Origin of the sequence: Streptomyces sp. NPDC052682 (genome assembly GCF_040678435.1) — a bacterium.
In the GTDB taxonomy this organism is placed as follows: Bacteria; Actinomycetota; Actinomycetes; order Streptomycetales; family Streptomycetaceae; genus Streptomyces.
The window spans coordinates 93,049-108,948 of the sequence record NZ_JBFATS010000010.1 but is presented as its reverse complement, the minus strand read 5'-3'; the positions used below and the strand labels follow the sequence as shown (position 1 = coordinate 108,948).

The window sequence follows — 15,900 nt, the reverse complement described above, 5'->3', positions numbered from 1 at the left end:
CCGGGCCGGAGGAACGTTCAGTGCTGCGGCGGTCCTTGCGCCAGCAGCCGGCCGCCGGCCGCGCCGCCCTGCGGGCCGAGGTCGATCAGCCAGTCGGAGGCGCGGATGACGTCCGGGTTGTGCTCGATGGTCACCACCGAGTGGCCGGCGTCGACGAGTTGCTGGAGGACGTCGAGGAGGCGGGCGGTGTCGGCGGCGTGCAGGCCGGTCGTCGGTTCGTCCATGAGGTACAGGGCGCGGCCGGTGGTGCGGCGGCCCAGTTCCTTGGCCAGCTTGAGGCGTTGGGCCTCGCCTCCGGACAGGGTGGTGGCGGGCTGGCCGAGCGGGAGGTAGCCGAGGCCGACGTCCGCCAGGCGCCCGAGCCGGGCGGCCACCTGCGGGACGTCCTTGAACACCGTCAGCGCCTCGTCCACGGTCGCCTTGAGGATCTCGGCGATGTCGTGGCCGTCGTAGCGGACCGAGAGGACCTCGGGGCGGAAGCGGCGGCCCCGGCAGAGCGGGCAGCGCACCTCCACGGCCGGCAGGAAGTGCATCCGGACGGTGAGGACACCGGCCCCCTCGCAGCGTTCGCAGCGTCCGCCCGGCGTGTTGAAGGAGAAGTGGCCGGCGGCGAGGCGGCCCTCGCTGCGGGCTGCGAAGACCTCCCGGATCGGGGTGAAGACGTCCGCGTACGTCGCCGCATTGGAGCGGGGCACGCGGCTGATGGGCTCCTGGTCGATCAGTACGGCCTTGGACAGGTGCTGCCAGCCGTCGATGCCGTCGTGCTCGCCGGGCGGGTCCCCGGCGCCGTGGAAGTGGCGGCGGGCGGCCCGGCCGACGATGTCCAGCAGCAGCGTGGACTTGCCGGACCCGGACGGGCCCGTGAGCGTGACCAGGCGGCCCAGCGGGATCCGTACGGTGAGGTCCTTGAGGTTGTGGGCACGGGCCCCGCGGACCACCAGCGCGGCCTCGCTGTCGCCGCGCCCGCGCGACCGGGGTGCGGGCCGCCGGCCCGACAGGTACGCGCCGGTGACCGAGTCCTCGGCCCGGGCCACCTCCTCGGGGGTGCCGGCGGCGACGATCCGGCCGCCGTCGCGGCCCGCGCCCGGGCCGACGTCCACCACGTGGTCGGCCGCGCGCAGCACGTCCAGGTCGTGCTCGATGACCAGCACCGTGTTGCCCAGGTCGCGCAGGCGGCGCAGGACGCCGATCAGGCGGGCGGTGTCCGAGGGGTGCAGTCCGATGGTCGGCTCGTCGAGGACGTACAGCACGCCGGTCAGTCCCGAGCCGAGCAGGGCGGCCAGCCGCAGCCGCTGGGTCTCCCCGGCGGACAGGCTCGGGGTGGACTGGTCCAGGGTGAGGTAGCCGACGCCGACGTCCACCAGGCGCCGGACCCGCTCCTCCAGGTCGGCGACGACCGGCTCGGCGAACAGCCACTCGTCCCCCTCCGACCGCTCCCGCAGGCCGCCCAGCCAGGCCGCCAGCTCGGTCAGCGGCAGCCGGGCCGCCTCGACGAGGGTCAGCCCGTGCACAGTGACCGCCCGGCTCTCCGCCCGCAGCCGGGTGCCGCCGCACTCCGCGCAGACCTGCTTGGTCAGGCCCTGCTTCTCGGCGCGTTCGCGGTACTCGGGGTCGTCGGCGCGGTCGGTGTAGCGGCGCAGCAGCGCGGTCGCGACGCCTTCGAAACGGCCCGCGGCGACGGTGGCCGGCGGGTCGGTCGCGGGGAAGTGCCTCCGGAACTCGGGGCTTTCGACGCCGTACAGCAGCAAGTCGCGCTGGGGGTCGCCGAGTCGGTCCACCGGGGTGTCCGGGTCGAAGGCGATGCCGTAGTGGCGGGCGGCGGCGCGCAGGACGGGGATGCTCCACTCGGTGTACTTCGCGTTCCAGCCCCGTACCGCGCCGCCGGCGACCGAGCGGCCGCCGTCGAGCAAGCGCCGTGCGTCGGGCCGGATGACCTCGCCGAGGCCGGTGCAGGCCGGGCAGGCGCCGGCGGGCTTGTTGAAGGAGAAGGAGCCCATCACCAGCTCGGGCACGGGGGTGCCGCAGTGCGGGCAGGGCGTCTGCCCGGCTTCGGCGTCCTCGTCGGGCTCGGCGTCGTGGGCGTACGACGGCGGCACGCTGCGGCCGCAGTGCGGGCAGGGGCGGGTGCCGATCCGCGACCACAGCAGGCGCAGGTAGGTGAAGACCTCAGTGACCGTGCCGACCGTGGAGCGGGGGCTGCGGTTGGTGAGGTGCTGGTCGACGCTGATGGACGGGGACAGGCCGGTGATCGAGTCCACGGCGGGCTTGCCGACCAGGCCGGTGACCATGCCCAGCGACTCCATGTACTGCCGCTGGCCCTCCCGGTGGAGGGTGTCGAAGGCGAGCGTGGACTTGCCCGAGCCGGACAGGCCGGTCATGACGACCAGCTGGTTCTTGGGGATGTCGAGGGAGACGTTCCTGAGGTTGTGCAGGCGGGCGCCGGTGACGCGGATGCGGTCGTCCATGCCTTCAACTGTCTCATTGAAGTAGCGAGTTGAGACTTGAGCGCGGTTTGGGTGGTATCTCGGCGAGTAACCTTCAAACCCGTGAGGAACGAACGCCGTCTGCGTCCGGTGGACCTGGCCCGGCTGGCCGGTGTCTCCGCCCAGCAGATCCGCAACTACGAGGAGGCCGGTGTGCTGCCCCCGGCGGCCCGTACGGCTTCCGGCTACCGGGTCTTCACGGACGTCCACCGCCGCGCCCTGCTGGCGTACCGCGTGCTGATGCGCACCCACGGCCCGGTGACGGCGGCCCGGATCCTGCGCGCGGTCCACGACGGAGACGTGCCGGGCGCCCTCGCCCTGGTCGACGCCGCGCACGCCGCGCTGCACCAGGAGCGCATCGCCCTGCGGGCCACGAGCGAGGCCCTTCAGTCCCTGGCCCGCGAGGACCCGGCCCCGCTGCCCCGCTCGGGCGGCCTGCGCATCGGAGAGGTGGCGGCCCTGCTCGGCGTGCGCACCTCCGCCCTGCGGGTCTGGGAGGCGGCGGGCCTGCTCCGCCCCGAGCGGGAGCGCGGCACCCGGTACCGCCTCTACACCCCCGCCGACGTCCGGGACGCCCGCATCATCCACACCCTGCGCCGCGGCCACTACCTCTTCGACCAGATCCGCCCGGTGCTCGAGGGCCTGCGCCGGGAGGGCAGCAGCGAGGCCCTTCGCGCGGCGATCACGGCCCGGGGCGAGGCCCTGACGGCTCGGACCCGGGCGATGCTGGAGGGCGCGGGCGCCCTGCACGCCTACCTCGGTGCGGCAGCCGCGCCGGCGGCGGAGTGACGGGGCAGCAAGCGCGGCGCAGCCGCGACGACGACAGCACCGGGACCGGCGGGCCGTGCTGTCGGCCCTCGTATGGCCGTTCGAGATGCCATCCGTTCCATTGAAATCTCGCGACACCCGCTGCGCGGACTCGCGGAGTGTGCATTCCCCTGGTCGGGTCTGTCCCATCTGCGAACGGAGGCGCCCCGTGCGAATGACTGACATCCAGCGCTGCGAGGTTCGGCCTGGACGACTCGTCGAATGGACCCTCAGTCCGGCGACCGTCGCGACGGCGACCGGCCTGCCCGAGGACTCCCGGCCACCGGCGTACATCCAGGAGTCGCACATCAGAACGGCCCGGTCCGTGCGCGAGGACGGTCTGTTCGTGCCGACCTGGCTCGGGACGGCCTTCGACATCCCGGGCCGGATCGACCTCGACGCGCTGCAGGAGGCGCTGCGCGGCTGGACGCTGCGGCACGAGACGCTGCGCAGCGGCTTCCGCTGGGCAGGCGACGCCGGGGACGAGGTACGCCGTTTCACGCTCGACGCCACGGCGGTGTCCCTGCACCGTGAGGAGATCGGCGACTTCCCCGACGTGGCCGAGCTGGTGCAACACCTGCAGGACCGTTTCGACGCGACCGCGCACGCGCTGCGCTGGCCCAACCTCATCTACGCCGCGGTGGTCCGGGACGACTCCACCAGCGTGTACATGGCCTTCGACCACAGCAACGTCGACGCGTTCTCCATCTACCGCATCCCGTCCGAGATCCACGAGCTCTACGCGGCACACGTCGCCGGCCGGGACGTGGAGCCGGTCCCGGTCAGCAGTTACGTCGACTTCTGCCAGGCCGAGCGGGAGGACGCGGACCGGATCGACAGCGGGCACGAGGTCGTCGCCCGCTGGCGGGACTTCATTCACCGCTGCGACGGCAAACTGCCCGACTTCCCCGTCGATCTCGGCCTGGAGCCCGGCGGCCCGCTGCCCACCCAGAAGCTGATCCGCGAGCACCTCGTCGACGCCCGGACCGCCGCCGCGTTCGAAGCGTACTGCCGCCCCTGCGGCGGAAGCCTGGTCGGCGTCCTGGCCGCCACCGCCCTCGTCGTGCACAAGATCGGCGGGCAGCCCGTCTACCGCACGGTCGTGCCGTTCCACACCCGGGTGAAGTCCCAGTGGTCGGACTCGTTGGGCTGGTACGTCGGGGGCGCGCCCATCGAGGTTCCGATGACGCAGGCCCCCGACTTCCCGGCGGCCCTGCGGACGGTGCGCGCCGCGCTGCAGGCCAACCGGCACCTGGCCCGGATGCCGCTCGCCCGGGTGCTGCGCTTGCTGGGCGCGGACTTCCGGCCCACGTCACCCGACCTGTACTCGATCGTGTCGTTCGCCGACGCCCGCGTCGTCCCCGGGTCCGAACGCTGGACCGGCCTGAAGGCGTACGGGCTGATCAGGGTGTCGTACGGCGACCAGGTCTGCGCGTGGGTCACCCGGCTCCACGAGGGCCTGTGGTTCGCGAGCCGGTACCCCGACACCGACATCGCCCACAAGAACCTCAGCCTCTACGTCGAGCGGCTGCGGGACATCATCACGGGGGTGGCCTCCTGTCCGTACAGCAGAGGCCGGTTTCCGTGACCCAGGTCACAGAAACCGGCCTCAAGCCGTACGAGAGTCTCAGACTCCGGCGTAGGAGTGCTTGCCGCTGACGAAGATGTTCACGCCGTAGTAGTTGAACAGCCAGCAGCCGAAGGCGATGAGGGCGAGATAGGCGGCCTTGCGGCCCTTCCAGCCGGCCGTGGCGCGGGCGTGCAGGTAGCAGGCGTAGGCGACCCAGGTGATGAAGGACCAGGTCTCCTTCGGGTCCCAGCCCCAGTAGCGGCCCCAGGCGTCACCCGCCCAGATGGCGCCCGCGATGATCGTGAACGTCCACAGCGGGAAGACGGCCGCGTTGACGCGGTAGGAGAACTTGTCGAGCGAGGCCGACGACGGCAGCCGCTCCAGCACCGAGGTCGCGAAGGTGCCCGGCGTGCCGCCGCTCGCGAGCTTGCTCTCGTAGGAGTCCTTGAACAGGTACAGGATCGTGGCGACCGCGCCGACGTAGAAGACCGCGCCGCACAGGATCGCCGTGGAGACGTGGATGTACAGCCAGTACGAGTGCAGCGCGGGCACCAGCTGGTCGCTGGCGGTGTACAGGACGGTGACGGCGAGGCCGAGGTCGAGCAGGACCGTGGTGACGAGGAACAGCCCGAGCCAGCGCACGTTCTTCTTCAGGGCCAGCAGCAGGAGGTACACGCCGACCGCGACCGTGGAGAAGGTGATGTTGAACTCGTACATGTTGCCCCACGGCGCCCGCTCCACCGAGGCCGCGCGGGCGACCACGCCGCCCAGCTCGACGAGGAAGGCGAGCACGGTGAGGGAGATGGCGATCCGCCCGTACAGGTCGCCCTGCTCGTCCCCGCCGTGCGCGCCGGGCCCGTCCGGCACGTCCCGCTGACCGGACGCCGACCTCACGACGACCTTGGGCCGCTCCAGGACGGCGGTGCCGCCGTCCTTGCGCACGGTGACGGCCGGGGCCTTGCTCTGCTCCGGCCGCGCGGTCAGGGCGGCGGCCGTGCGGGCGACCTTGCTGCGGCTGCCGAAGAGCCACTCGGCGATGTAGGCGAAGAACGCCAGGGTGTAGACGGCCATCGCGGAGTAGATCAGCACGTTGCTGATGTTCGCGAGGTGTTCGTTGGTGGCGGCGGCCAGATCGGTTGCGGCGGCGAGAGTCACTGCTGCTCAGCCCCTTCGGCAGGTACGACTTGGGGGTCGGGGGTGGTGTCGTCGTGAGGGGGGTCGTCGTCGGGCTCGGGGGCGCCCGGCGCCTGGTCGTACAGGATCCCGGCCAGCTCGCCGAGCTCCTCGGGCACCTTCGCGGACTCGCTGCGGCCGAGGCCCGCCATCTCCACGACGGTGATGCCGTCCGGGCCCGCGGCCGCCCGCACCCACACGCGGCGGCGCTGGATGAACAGGGAGGCGGCCAGGCCGCCGATGGCGGCGAGGGCCCCGGCGAGGGCCCAGCCGCCGCCGGGCTCCTGGACGATCTGGAAGCCGGCCCACTCCTTGATGCCCTTCTCGAAGGTGACCGAGCCGGCGCCGTTCGGGAGCTTCATGGTCTCGCCGGGCCGCAGCAGCTGCTTGAGCAGCCGGCCCTTGGCGTCCTTGAACTCCTTCATGTTGGTCTTGTCCATCTGGTACACGCTCTGCGGGATGCCGGCGTCGGCACCCAGGTCGCCGTGGTAGGCGGACAGCGCGAGGACCGGATAGTCGAGCGCGGGGAACTGGGAGAGCATCGTGCCGCTGGCCGAGCCGCCGAAGGTCGGCACGAAGAAGGCGTTGAAGCCGAGCTGCTCCTTCTTGCCCTGCGGGTTGCGGTAGCCGTCGAGGACCTTCACCACGCCGGAGGAGGTGACGTTGGAGTCGAGCGGCAGCAGCGGCACCGCGTCGTGGAAGACGACCCTGCCCTTGCCGTCGCGGACCGTGATGACGGGGGCGTAGCCGTGGCTGACCAGGTAGACCTTGGCGTCGCCGATCTCCAGCGGGTGGTTGACCTTGACGGTGGTCCGCTTCTCCTTGCCGTACGCACCCGTCGCGTAGTCGAGGGCGGCCTGGTAGGTGCGCGGGGTGCCCCGGTTGGGGCCGGTGCGCTCGTAGGTGCCGGTGAACTTCCTCAGGTCGAAGCTGAACGGCACCAGGTCGTCGGCGGTGAAGAGGCTGCCGGACTTGAAGTCGTCGTACTGGGTGAGCGTGTTGGAGAAGCCGTCGCCCTCGACGACCAGCTTGTTGCCCTCCGACTTGTACAGCTGGCCCCAGGCGAAGGCGACCAGCATCACGATGAGGGCCAGGTGGAAGACGAGGTTGCCGAGCTCGCGCAGGTAGCCCTTCTCGGCGGCGACGGCGTCCCCGGCGACGTGCGCCCGGAAGCGGCGCCTGTTCAGCAGGGCGAGGGCGGCCTCGCGGACCTGCTCGGGCTCGGCCTCGGTGCGCCAGGTGGTGTAGGCGGGCAGGCGGGTCAGCCGCCGGGGGGCGGCCGGGGGGCGGCCGCGCAGCTGGCCGACGAACTGCCAGGTGCGCGGGACGATGCAGCCGATGAGGGAGACGAACAGCAGGATGTAGATCGCGGAGAACCACACCGAGCTGTAGACGTGGAACAGGCCGAGCTTGTCGTAGAGGTCACCGAGCGCCGGGTGGGCCTTGCGGAAGTCGGCGACCTTGGTCTCGTCCTGGCCGGACTGCGGGATGAGCGAGCCGGGGATCGCGCCGAGCGACAGCAGCAGGAGCAGCAGCAGCGCGACCCGCATGGAGGTCAGCTGCCGCCAGAACCAGCGGGCCCAGCCGATCACGCCCAGGGAGGGCAGGCTGGGCGGGTCCTCCGTCGGGGCGGTGGAGAGCTGGGAGCCGGCGGCGCCCAGGTCCTGGTCGTCCGATGCGGTCTGGGGCGCGTCGCCGGATGTGGTCCTGCTCATGGATCAGATCCCCACAGTGAAGCCGTCGGACCAGACCTGCATCTCCTGCACGATGCGGTCCCAGGCACCGGTCAGCAGCAGCAGACCGGTCACGATCATCATGGTGCCGCCGATGCGCATCACCCAGACGTAGTGCCGCTTGACCCAGCCGAAGGCGCCGAGCGCCTTGCGGAAGGCGACCGCGGCGAGCACGAACGGCACGCCCAGCCCCAGACAGTACGCGACGGTCAGCAGGGCTCCGCGTCCGGCACTCCCCTCGTTCAGGGCGAGGGTCTGCACGGCGGCCAGGGTCGGTCCGATGCAGGGCGTCCAGCCGATGCCGAACAGCGCGCCCAGCACGGGTGCGCCGAGCAGCCCGGCGGCGGGTTTGCGGTGGAAGCGGAACTCGCGCTGGGTGAGCCAGGGCATCAGCCCCATGAAGAACACACCCATGAGGATCATGAAGACGCCCAGCACCTTGGACAGCACGCCCCGCTCCTGTTGGAGCGTCTGCCCGAAGTAGCCGAAGAAGGCGCCGCCGGAGACGAACACGGCCGTGAAGCCCAGCACGAACAGCGAGGCACCGGCGACCATCCGGCCCCGCCGGGCCTCGGCCAGGTCGGTGCCGCTGACGCCGGTGACGTACGACAGGTAGCCCGGCACGAGCGGCAGCACGCACGGGGAGAAGAAGGAGACGAGTCCGCCGAGCAGCGCGAGGGGCAGGGCCAGCAGCAGGGCTCCGTTGAGCACCGTGCCGTTGGGGTCCGCGACCGCGGCCAGGGTGGTGAGCGCGCTCACGTCACTTCTCCGCGAGGACCGGCTTGAGCATCTTCAGCAGCCGGGTGTCGCTGAGCGCGGACAGCGAGCGGGCGGCGATCTTCCCGTCCCGGTCCAGGATCAGGGTGGAGGGGACCGCCTGCGGGTTGAGGGTGCCCGGCTTGAAGCGGAGCATCAGCTTGCCGGTCGGGTCGTACAGGCTCGGGTAGGTGATGCCGAAGTCCTTCTCGAAGGCGACGGCGTTGCCGAGGCTGCTGTCCCGGGTGTTGATGCCGACGAACTGCACGCCCTTGCCGGCGTACTCCTGGGACACCTTCGCGAAGTACTTGGCCTCCGCGCGGCACGGGTTGCACCAGGAGCCCCAGATGTTCAGGACGACGACCTTGCCCTTGTAGTCGGCGACGTCGAGGGTCTTGCCGTCGAGGGTCTTGCCGGACAGGTCGGGTGCCGGGGTCCGCTTGCCCTGGGCGACGGTGTCGATGCCGTCGGTGCCGGTGACGAAGTTGGTGTCGCCGCCCCCGCCGGACGTCCCGCCGGAACCGCACGCGGAGACGAGCAGCGCGGCCACGGCGGCACCGGCGGCCAGGGCGGTACGGCGGCGGACCCGGGCCGCACGGGCCGTACGGTCATCGGGGCCGGAGTGTTTCGAGCGCAGGGGGGCGCGGCTGGCGGCACTCATGTGAAAAGTTTCGCATGTCCGTTCTGGGGATCTCGCCCACCCCCCGTGCGGGCGGAAAACCGCATTTCAGGCGGCCTGCCCGGCCCCCCGGGACGGCTTGTCCGCGCCCTGCGACGGCTTCCCGGCGTCCTTGAGGAACTGCTTCCAGCCCCCGGCCGGGCGCTGCCCGACATCGAGGGTGCGCAGCTTGGCGAGCACCTCGGGCTTCTGCACGTCCAGCCAGTCGACGAACTGCCGGAAGGAGACCAGCCGTACGTCGGCGCCCTTGTCCTTCTCGCGCGCGATGTGCTTGAAGGCCTCTTCGACGGCGTCCATGTAGATGCCGCCGTTCCACTGCTCGAAGTGGTTGCCGACGAAGAACGGCGCCCGGTTCGTCTCGTAGGCCCGCCGGAATCCCTGGATGTACGCCTGGGCGGACTGCCGCCGCCAGCCCGGGTAGTTGTGGGCGGGGGCCCGGGTGGTGCTGATCGACTGGTTGGCGAGCATGTTGTAGTCCATCGACAGCACCTCGAAGCGGCGGCCGGGAAACGGTATCTGCTGCAACGGCAGGTCCCACAGGCCCTGCCGCTTCACGGGCCAGACCTGGCGGCCGCCGGGCGAGGAGGCGTCGTAGCGCCAGCCGAGCTCGCGGGCGGTGGGCAGCAGGTTGTCCTGGCCGAGCAGGCAGGGCGTCCGGCCGCCGACGAGCTCCTTGTCGTAGTCGAAGGGCAGGGCGGGCAGGTCCGTCCAGCCGGTGTGGGTGCGCCACTGCTTGACGAAGGCCTTGGCCTGCTCGATCTCGCTGCGCCACTGCTTCGGCGTCCAGTGCGCGACCGAGCCGTAGGCGGTGCCGCAGAAGTGCCCGTTGAAGTGGGTGCCGATCTCGTGCCCCTCCAGCCAGGCGCGGCGGACGTTCTTCAGCGTGTCCTTGATGTGCTCGTCGCTGAGGTAGCCGATGTCGGAGGCGCCGCGCGGGTTGTTCGGCGGGTCGTACAGGCGCTTCTTCGACTCGGGCAGCAGGTACAGCCCGGAGAGGAAGAAGGTCATGCTCGCCCCGTGCTCCCGGGCGAGGTCCAGGAAGCGCGGGAAGAGGCCGTTGCCGACCTCCCCGGCGCCGTCCCAGGAGAACACGACGAACTGCGGCGGCGTCTGACCCGGCTCCAGCGGTACGGGCCTGTCCGGCTGGTGGGGCTGCTTGCCGGTGAAGGAGGTGGAGCCGTCACCGAGGGGGCGGGCGGTGGGGGTCGGCTTGTCGGAAGGATTCTTCCCGTGGCGCGCGGAACCCCCGGCGGGGGCCGGGCCGTCCGACCCCGTGAGGCCGCCGCAGCCCGTCAGCGAGACGGCGGCCGCGGCGCCGGCCCCGATCCCGAGCATTCCCCTGCGGGTGAGAGTGCGCATGGCATCCCCGTTCGTCACGATCTCTGGCAGTCACCCAGACAGAGGACGTGAGGAACGGGGCGGTTCCTTGCTCTCGCACACGTATCGCAACAATTGTCACGAACGTGTCATAGATCTCACCGCAGGGGCAGGCGCGGCTCAGGCCCCGAAGGCCTTGCCCTTCCCCCGCACCGGCTTGGCACCGGCGAGCAGATGGGCGGGGACCAGGTCGCGGGCCGGCTCGGTGTAGCCGACGGACACGATGCGGTCGCCCTGGAAGGTGAACGTCGTCAGGGACGCCAGCGTGCACTGCCGCTTGCGCGGGTCGTGCCACAGCCGCCGCCGCTCGACGTAGGAGCGCACGATCCAGATCGGCAGCTGGTGGCTGACCAGCACCGCCTCGTGCCCGCGCGCCCGGTCCTTCGCCGAGTTCAGCGCGTTCATCATCCGCACGACCTGGTCGACGTACGGCTCGCCCCAGGACGGCCGGAACGGGTTGACCAGGTGCTTCCAGTTGCCCGGCTTGCGCAGCGCGCCGTCGCCGACGCCGAAGGTCTTGCCCTGGAAGACGTTCGCGGCCTCGATGAGCCGCTCGTCGGTGCCGACGTCCAGCCCGTGCGCCTTGGCGATCGGCTCGGCGGTCTGCTGCGCCCGCTCCAGCGGGGAGGCCGCGACGTAGGTGATGTCGCGGGACGCCAGGTGCTCGGCGACCCGGTCGGCCATCCGGCGGCCCAGGTCGGACAGGTGGTAGCCGGGCAGCCGCCCGTACAGGATCCCGTCCGGGTTGGCGACCTCGCCGTGCCGCATGAGGTGGACGACGGTGATGTCGCCGCTGCTCCCGGTGCTCATACGCGCGTCCCCGCCGGTGCTCTCGGTGCTCATGCGGTCGCCTCCGCCGCCGCGCGGGCCGCCGCCGGGAGGGCGTCGGCGATCCTCTCCACGGCCCGCTCGTCGTGCGCGGTGGACACGAACCACGACTCGAACGACGACGGCGGCAGGTAGACGCCGTGCGCGAGCATCGCGTGGAAGAAGGCGTTGTAGCGGAAGGACTCCTGGGCCTTGGCGTCCTCGTAGTTCCGCACCGGCCGGTCGGTGAAGAACACGGAGAACATGTTGGAGGCGCTCTGCAGGGTGTGCGCGACGCCCTCCTTGGTGAGCGCCTCGGAGACCAGCGCCTGGATCTGCGCGGAGGCGGCGTTGATCTTCCGGTACGCGGCGTCGTCGAGCAGCCGCAGCTGGGCGAGCCCCGCGGCGGTGGCGACCGGGTTCCCGGACAGGGTGCCGGCCTGGTACACGGGCCCGGCCGGGGCGAGGTGCGCCATGACGTCCGCCCGGCCCCCGAAGGCGGCGGTCGGGAAGCCGCCGCCCATGACCTTCCCGAAGGTCATCAGGTCCGGCTCCACGCCGTCGACGCCGTACCACCCGGCCCGGCTGGTGCGGAACCCGGTCATGACCTCGTCGGAGATGTACAGGGCGCCGTGCTCGGCGCAGAGGTCCTTCAGGCCCTGGTTGAACCCGGGCAGCGGCGGTACGACGCCCATGTTCCCCGGGGAGGCCTCGGTGATCACACAGGCGATCTCGCCCGGGTGGGCGGCGAACGCGGCCCGCACGGCCTCCAGGTCGTTGTACGGCAGTACGAGGGTGTCCCCGGCCTGGGCCCCGGTGACGCCCGGGGTGTCGGGCAGCGCGAAGGTCGCCACACCGCTGCCGGCCGAGGCGAGCAGGGCGTCGACGTGCCCGTGGTAGCACCCGGCGAACTTGATCACCTTGGTGCGCCGGGTGAACCCGCGCGCCAGCCGGATGGCCGACATGGTCGCCTCGGTGCCGCTGGACACCAGCCGCACCTGCTCCAGCGGCGCGACCCGGGCGACCATCTCCTCGGCGAGCGCGACCTCGCCCTCACTGGGCGTGCCGAAGGACGTACCGCGGGCGACGGCCTGCTGCACGGCGGCGACGACGTCCGGGTGGGAGTGCCCGAGGATCATCGGCCCCCAGGAACAGACGAGGTCGACGTACTCCCGCCCGTCGGCGTCGGTCAGGTACGGGCCGTTGCCGGACACCATGAACCGGGGCGTGCCGCCCACGGCACGGAAGGCCCGCACCGGGGAGTTCACGCCGCCGGGCGTGACGGCCGCCGCACGGTCGAAAAGAGCCTGCGAGACGGGCGCTTCGTAGGGGTAGGGCGCTCCTGTGGAGGCTCCCTGAGAGGGCGTTTCGCTCATGCGTGCGACTTCTCCGACCTTCTCCGACTTCTCGGACTCCGGTTGTCAGTGACCAGTTCAGGGTAGGCCAGAGGGGTGCCAGGGCAGCGGGGCGCTGTGCGGGGGCCGTGGGGCGCTGGGCGGGGGCCGTGGGGCGCTGGGCGGGGACCGTGGGGCGCTGGGCGGGGGCCGTGGGGCGCTGGGCGGCGGCCGTGCGGTGCGCCGCTGCGGCGGAAGCGGCCCCCGATCCCCTGTCATCTGCGAAACTGGGACCTGATACACACAGCTCGAACGGCCCACGGTGGTCAGAGGCTGGGCAGATCCTGCGGACAGATGTTTCACCGCACGTTTCGGCGGGCGGCCGCGGGGGAGGTCACTGACACGATGATCGGGTTGCGCGGCGGGGGCCACGCGCCTAGAAAAAGCAGTCGGGTGGAGATATGCATCGCGGTGGCGGACTGGGCGAGGGGACTGATGACCTGGGTCCTCGACGTGCCCGGCGGGGAAGGCACCGGCGCGAAGCGGAGGACACGAACGAAGCACGTCAGTCACAGGGTCTGCCGAGTGAACCGGAACGGCTCGACCGACGTACGGAACGACGGATCGACCGGATCGACGCGCTGAGCGCGGGGAGCAGGAATGGTGGTCGGGTGGGGGTGACGTACAAGTACTTCGGCGCGCCCGACGGCGCGACGGCGGCCCGCGTCCCGATCTCGATGCGCCCCGAGGAGCTCGGCGGCGACGAGCTCGGCATGAACGGCATGTTCACCAAGATCAAGCCGGAGACGATGGCGGCCATGGTCCTCACCGGCATCGAGGGCGTGCCCCTGCACAAGGTGCCGCCCCTGGAACTGGTCGTCCTGCACCCCGACTACGCCGTGGTCAAGCTCCCCATGACCGTCGTCGACCCGCTGCGGGGCATCGGCGAGGAGGCGGTGGGCGCGGCGGCCTTCATCTGGTCGACGGTGCCGGACCGCGGGGGGCCGCGGGACGCGTTCAACGTGTACCAGTTGCTGCACGAATGGCAGGACTTCTCGCATCGGCTGCATGAGGCGGGGCATCAGCCGTATTGCTTGGTGTGGCCCTGACCTGGGGTTTCGCAGGGTTCAGGTGGGGTTTTCGGACCCCGCCCTCGCTAGTGCCCGGGGGAGGCCGTCAGGCGGCCAGGGCACATTGAGGGCACATGGGTTTCTTCGGAGGCACTGATGTGCCCTGAGCCTCTGCTGCCGGGGCTTCGGTGAAGGCGTCGTCTATCGCCTTGCGGGTGCGGGTCTCGCTGGACGGCAGCAGGTGCGTGTACGTCCGCAGCGTGAAGCCCGGGTCCGAGTGGCCGAGGTACTCCGAGAGCGCCTTGATGCTCTCCCCCGCGTCCAGGAGCACGGAGGCGTAGGCGTGCCGGAGGGCGTGCATCCCCTCCTCCCGGGCCGCCTGGAGGTACCTCGCGCCGCGCTCGCGGGGAGGGATCACGCCGGCGGCAGCCAGAGCGCGCTTCCAGTCCCCCATGTTGAAGACGCTGCGGTTGTAGGCCCGCCCCTTCGCGTCGACGAAGAGGAGGCGGAACGTCCTCGGCTCACCGTCCGGCTTGGTCCACGGCAGGGTGACCTCGACCGGCGGGAACTCCTTCATGTGGGCCTTGAGGGCCGCGGCAAGCTGGGCCGGTAGAGGCACGGACCGGATCTTGTTCCCCTTGGGCAGGGCGAAGACGGGCTTCGTGCCGACGAGCCGCACCTGGCGGTTGACGTGGATCCAACCGCCCTTGAAGTCGATGTCTTCGACGGCGAAGCCGAATACCTCGCCCTGCCGCAGGCCGCAGCCGAAGGCGAGCTTGCCACCGGCCTGGAAGCGCTTGGGCAGGCCGGCGAGGACTGCCCGGACGCGCTCCAGCGGCCAAGGTATGACCTTCTTCTTGGTCGCGGTTGGCAGCTTGACCGACTTCGCCTTGCAGGGGTTCTTCGGCAGCAGCCCATCCTCCACGGCCGCGCCGAGGATGCTGGAGAGGATGTCGAAGATGCCCTCGATCGTCGACGCCTCCAGGCCGGCGTCCTGGAGCGTGCGGATCCAGCCCTGGATGACCGAGGGCTGGTTGAGGGAACGCAGCTCGCGTCGCCCGAGGTGCTCGACGATGTGGTTGCGGACCGTCGCCTCGTAGCGGAGGGCTGTCGTCGGACCGACGGAGTTCGCGTCCAGCCACTTCTGCGCGTAGGCGCCGAGCGTCTGCTTCGTCTCGGCTGGTACGACGTAGGAGCCGCGCCGGATCTCGACGTCGACCTCGGCGGCCCGGTTGTCCGCCTCGGCCTTGGTATCGAAGTTCTCCTTGCGCTGGCGGCCGTCCAGATCGCGGTAGCGGACCTGCCAACGCTTGCCAACACCGTGATCGGCGGTGGGGACCATCTGCCTCGTACGGCTCTTGTGTTCGCCGCATTCGACCTCGGTGGGCTTGGGGTGGGACTTGTGCCAGCGGTCGTACACGTCAGCCAAGAAGGGCCCCCCGGATGTGCTCCGAGGTCTGGAGCGGAGAGGTCTCCAGAGGCAGCAGGACTGCGGGCGAGACGCCGAGAGCGGCGGCGATCGCGACGAGGTCGTCGACGTCACAGCGGCGGTGGCCACGCTCGGTGCGGCTGAGGGCTGTGTTGGACATCGGGCGGCCCAGCGCGGTGCATCGGACAGCCAGCTGGTGCTGGGTCAGGCCGCGCACGATGCGTATTCGCTCTATGGCGCGGGCGGCGTGGAGGCCGGCGGGTCCTATTTCAACGGGTCGAGTTGCCATGACAGGTAGCTGTAACTTGCAGCCGACCTTTATGGCAAGAGTTGGCTCTAAAACTCTACAGAAGTCGTTGCAGGGTGACCGTGGGGCAGCGTGGCGTTTATCTCGTCCATTCACGAGACGCGGACGGGTAATTCCCGGGAGTCGCCGTGCTAACTTGCCGTCGCGCGTGAACTTTGGGCGTTTTGAGCTGGTAACTGATGATGTGCTCAGTGCTTGCTTCAGCTCACTTGATCGCCCGTCCAGACTGGCTCCGGCCTGCACGAACCGACGACACGTGCCCGGTCGGGGCCCCTCGGGCGATCAGGGATGAGGAGGTAGTCGCCAACTTTTTGGTCAACGGCCGATCCGCCTCTACGGTTATTCCCTCCCTCCCAGCCACGCCGAGGGAATTAG

13 protein-coding genes are annotated in these 15,900 nt (G+C 70.9%); 3 read left to right on the top strand and 10 right to left on the bottom strand.

Translation table 11 applies throughout. From position 1 onward, the window contains the following. Positions 1 to 17: 17 nt before the first annotated feature. On the bottom strand, positions 18 to 2,465 hold the full coding sequence (gene uvrA, locus AB0K80_RS17645) for an excinuclease ABC subunit UvrA (RefSeq protein ID WP_365670488.1): 2,448 nt from the start codon (positions 2,463 to 2,465) through the stop codon (positions 18 to 20). A gap of 81 nt (positions 2,466 to 2,546) precedes the next feature. Here uvrA and AB0K80_RS17640 point away from each other — a divergent pair, with 81 nt between their 5' ends. Both AB0K80_RS17640 and AB0K80_RS17635 read left to right on the top strand, forming a co-directional pair. Further along, positions 2,547 to 3,272: a MerR family transcriptional regulator gene (locus AB0K80_RS17640; protein ID WP_365670487.1), complete on the top strand. Its 726-nt coding sequence runs from the start codon at positions 2,547 to 2,549 to the stop codon at positions 3,270 to 3,272. Positions 3,273 to 3,459: 187 nt separating this feature from the next. Further along, positions 3,460 to 4,878 carry a condensation domain-containing protein gene (locus AB0K80_RS17635; RefSeq protein ID WP_365670486.1) on the top strand — a complete coding sequence of 473 codons (1,419 nt, stop codon included), beginning with the start codon at positions 3,460 to 3,462 and terminating at the stop codon, positions 4,876 to 4,878. A gap of 39 nt (positions 4,879 to 4,917) precedes the next feature. On the opposite strand, the gene ccsB is transcribed toward AB0K80_RS17635, so the two are convergent. The 7 genes from ccsB to hemL all read right to left on the bottom strand — a co-directional run bounded on the left by ccsB (position 4,918) and on the right by hemL (position 12,761). Further along, positions 4,918 to 6,015, bottom strand: a complete 1,098-nt coding sequence (gene ccsB / locus AB0K80_RS17630) for a c-type cytochrome biogenesis protein CcsB (RefSeq protein ID WP_365670484.1) — start codon at positions 6,013 to 6,015, stop codon at positions 4,918 to 4,920. After that, a complete protein-coding gene (locus AB0K80_RS17625) occupies positions 6,012 to 7,748 on the bottom strand; it encodes a cytochrome c biogenesis protein ResB (RefSeq protein ID WP_365670483.1) in 1,737 nt (578 codons plus the stop codon). The genes ccsB and AB0K80_RS17625 overlap by 4 nt, the downstream gene beginning before the upstream one ends. Positions 7,749 to 7,751: 3 nt before the next feature. Beyond that, positions 7,752 to 8,525 (bottom strand): cytochrome c biogenesis protein CcdA, encoded by a 774-nt coding sequence (locus AB0K80_RS17620; RefSeq protein WP_365670481.1) that lies wholly within the window; start codon positions 8,523 to 8,525, stop codon positions 7,752 to 7,754. A 1-nt stretch (position 8,526) separates the two neighbouring features. Further along, the gene (locus tag AB0K80_RS17615) at positions 8,527 to 9,183 is read right to left on the bottom strand and encodes a TlpA disulfide reductase family protein (RefSeq protein WP_365670479.1); all 657 of its coding nucleotides are present in this window, start codon (positions 9,181 to 9,183) and stop codon (positions 8,527 to 8,529) included. A gap of 66 nt (positions 9,184 to 9,249) precedes the next feature. Then, the gene (locus tag AB0K80_RS17610) at positions 9,250 to 10,560 is read right to left on the bottom strand and encodes a hypothetical protein (protein WP_365670477.1); all 1,311 of its coding nucleotides are present in this window, start codon (positions 10,558 to 10,560) and stop codon (positions 9,250 to 9,252) included. 138 nt (positions 10,561 to 10,698) lie between these two features. Beyond that, positions 10,699 to 11,421 carry a histidine phosphatase family protein gene (locus AB0K80_RS17605; protein WP_365670475.1) on the bottom strand — a complete coding sequence of 241 codons (723 nt, stop codon included), beginning with the start codon at positions 11,419 to 11,421 and terminating at the stop codon, positions 10,699 to 10,701. Next, complete coding sequence (gene hemL / locus AB0K80_RS17600; RefSeq protein WP_365670472.1) at positions 11,418 to 12,761, bottom strand: glutamate-1-semialdehyde 2,1-aminomutase; 1,344 nt, start codon at positions 12,759 to 12,761, stop codon at positions 11,418 to 11,420. Before hemL ends, AB0K80_RS17605 begins: the two co-directional genes overlap by 4 nt. Positions 12,762 to 13,390: 629 nt before the next feature. Between hemL and AB0K80_RS17595 the strand changes: the two genes are divergently transcribed. Further along, positions 13,391 to 13,828: a hypothetical protein gene (locus tag AB0K80_RS17595; RefSeq protein ID WP_003974483.1), complete on the top strand. Its 438-nt coding sequence runs from the start codon at positions 13,391 to 13,393 to the stop codon at positions 13,826 to 13,828. 67 nt (positions 13,829 to 13,895) lie between these two features. Here AB0K80_RS17595 and AB0K80_RS17590 read toward each other — a convergent pair whose 3' ends face one another. Together AB0K80_RS17590 and AB0K80_RS17585 are read right to left on the bottom strand one after the other, a co-directional pair. Next, positions 13,896 to 15,209, bottom strand: a complete 1,314-nt coding sequence (locus tag AB0K80_RS17590; protein WP_365670825.1) for a tyrosine-type recombinase/integrase — start codon at positions 15,207 to 15,209, stop codon at positions 13,896 to 13,898. A gap of 1 nt (position 15,210) precedes the next feature. Continuing rightward, positions 15,211 to 15,507, bottom strand: a complete 297-nt coding sequence (locus AB0K80_RS17585; protein ID WP_330338457.1) for a helix-turn-helix transcriptional regulator — start codon at positions 15,505 to 15,507, stop codon at positions 15,211 to 15,213. Positions 15,508 to 15,900 lie beyond the last annotated feature (393 nt).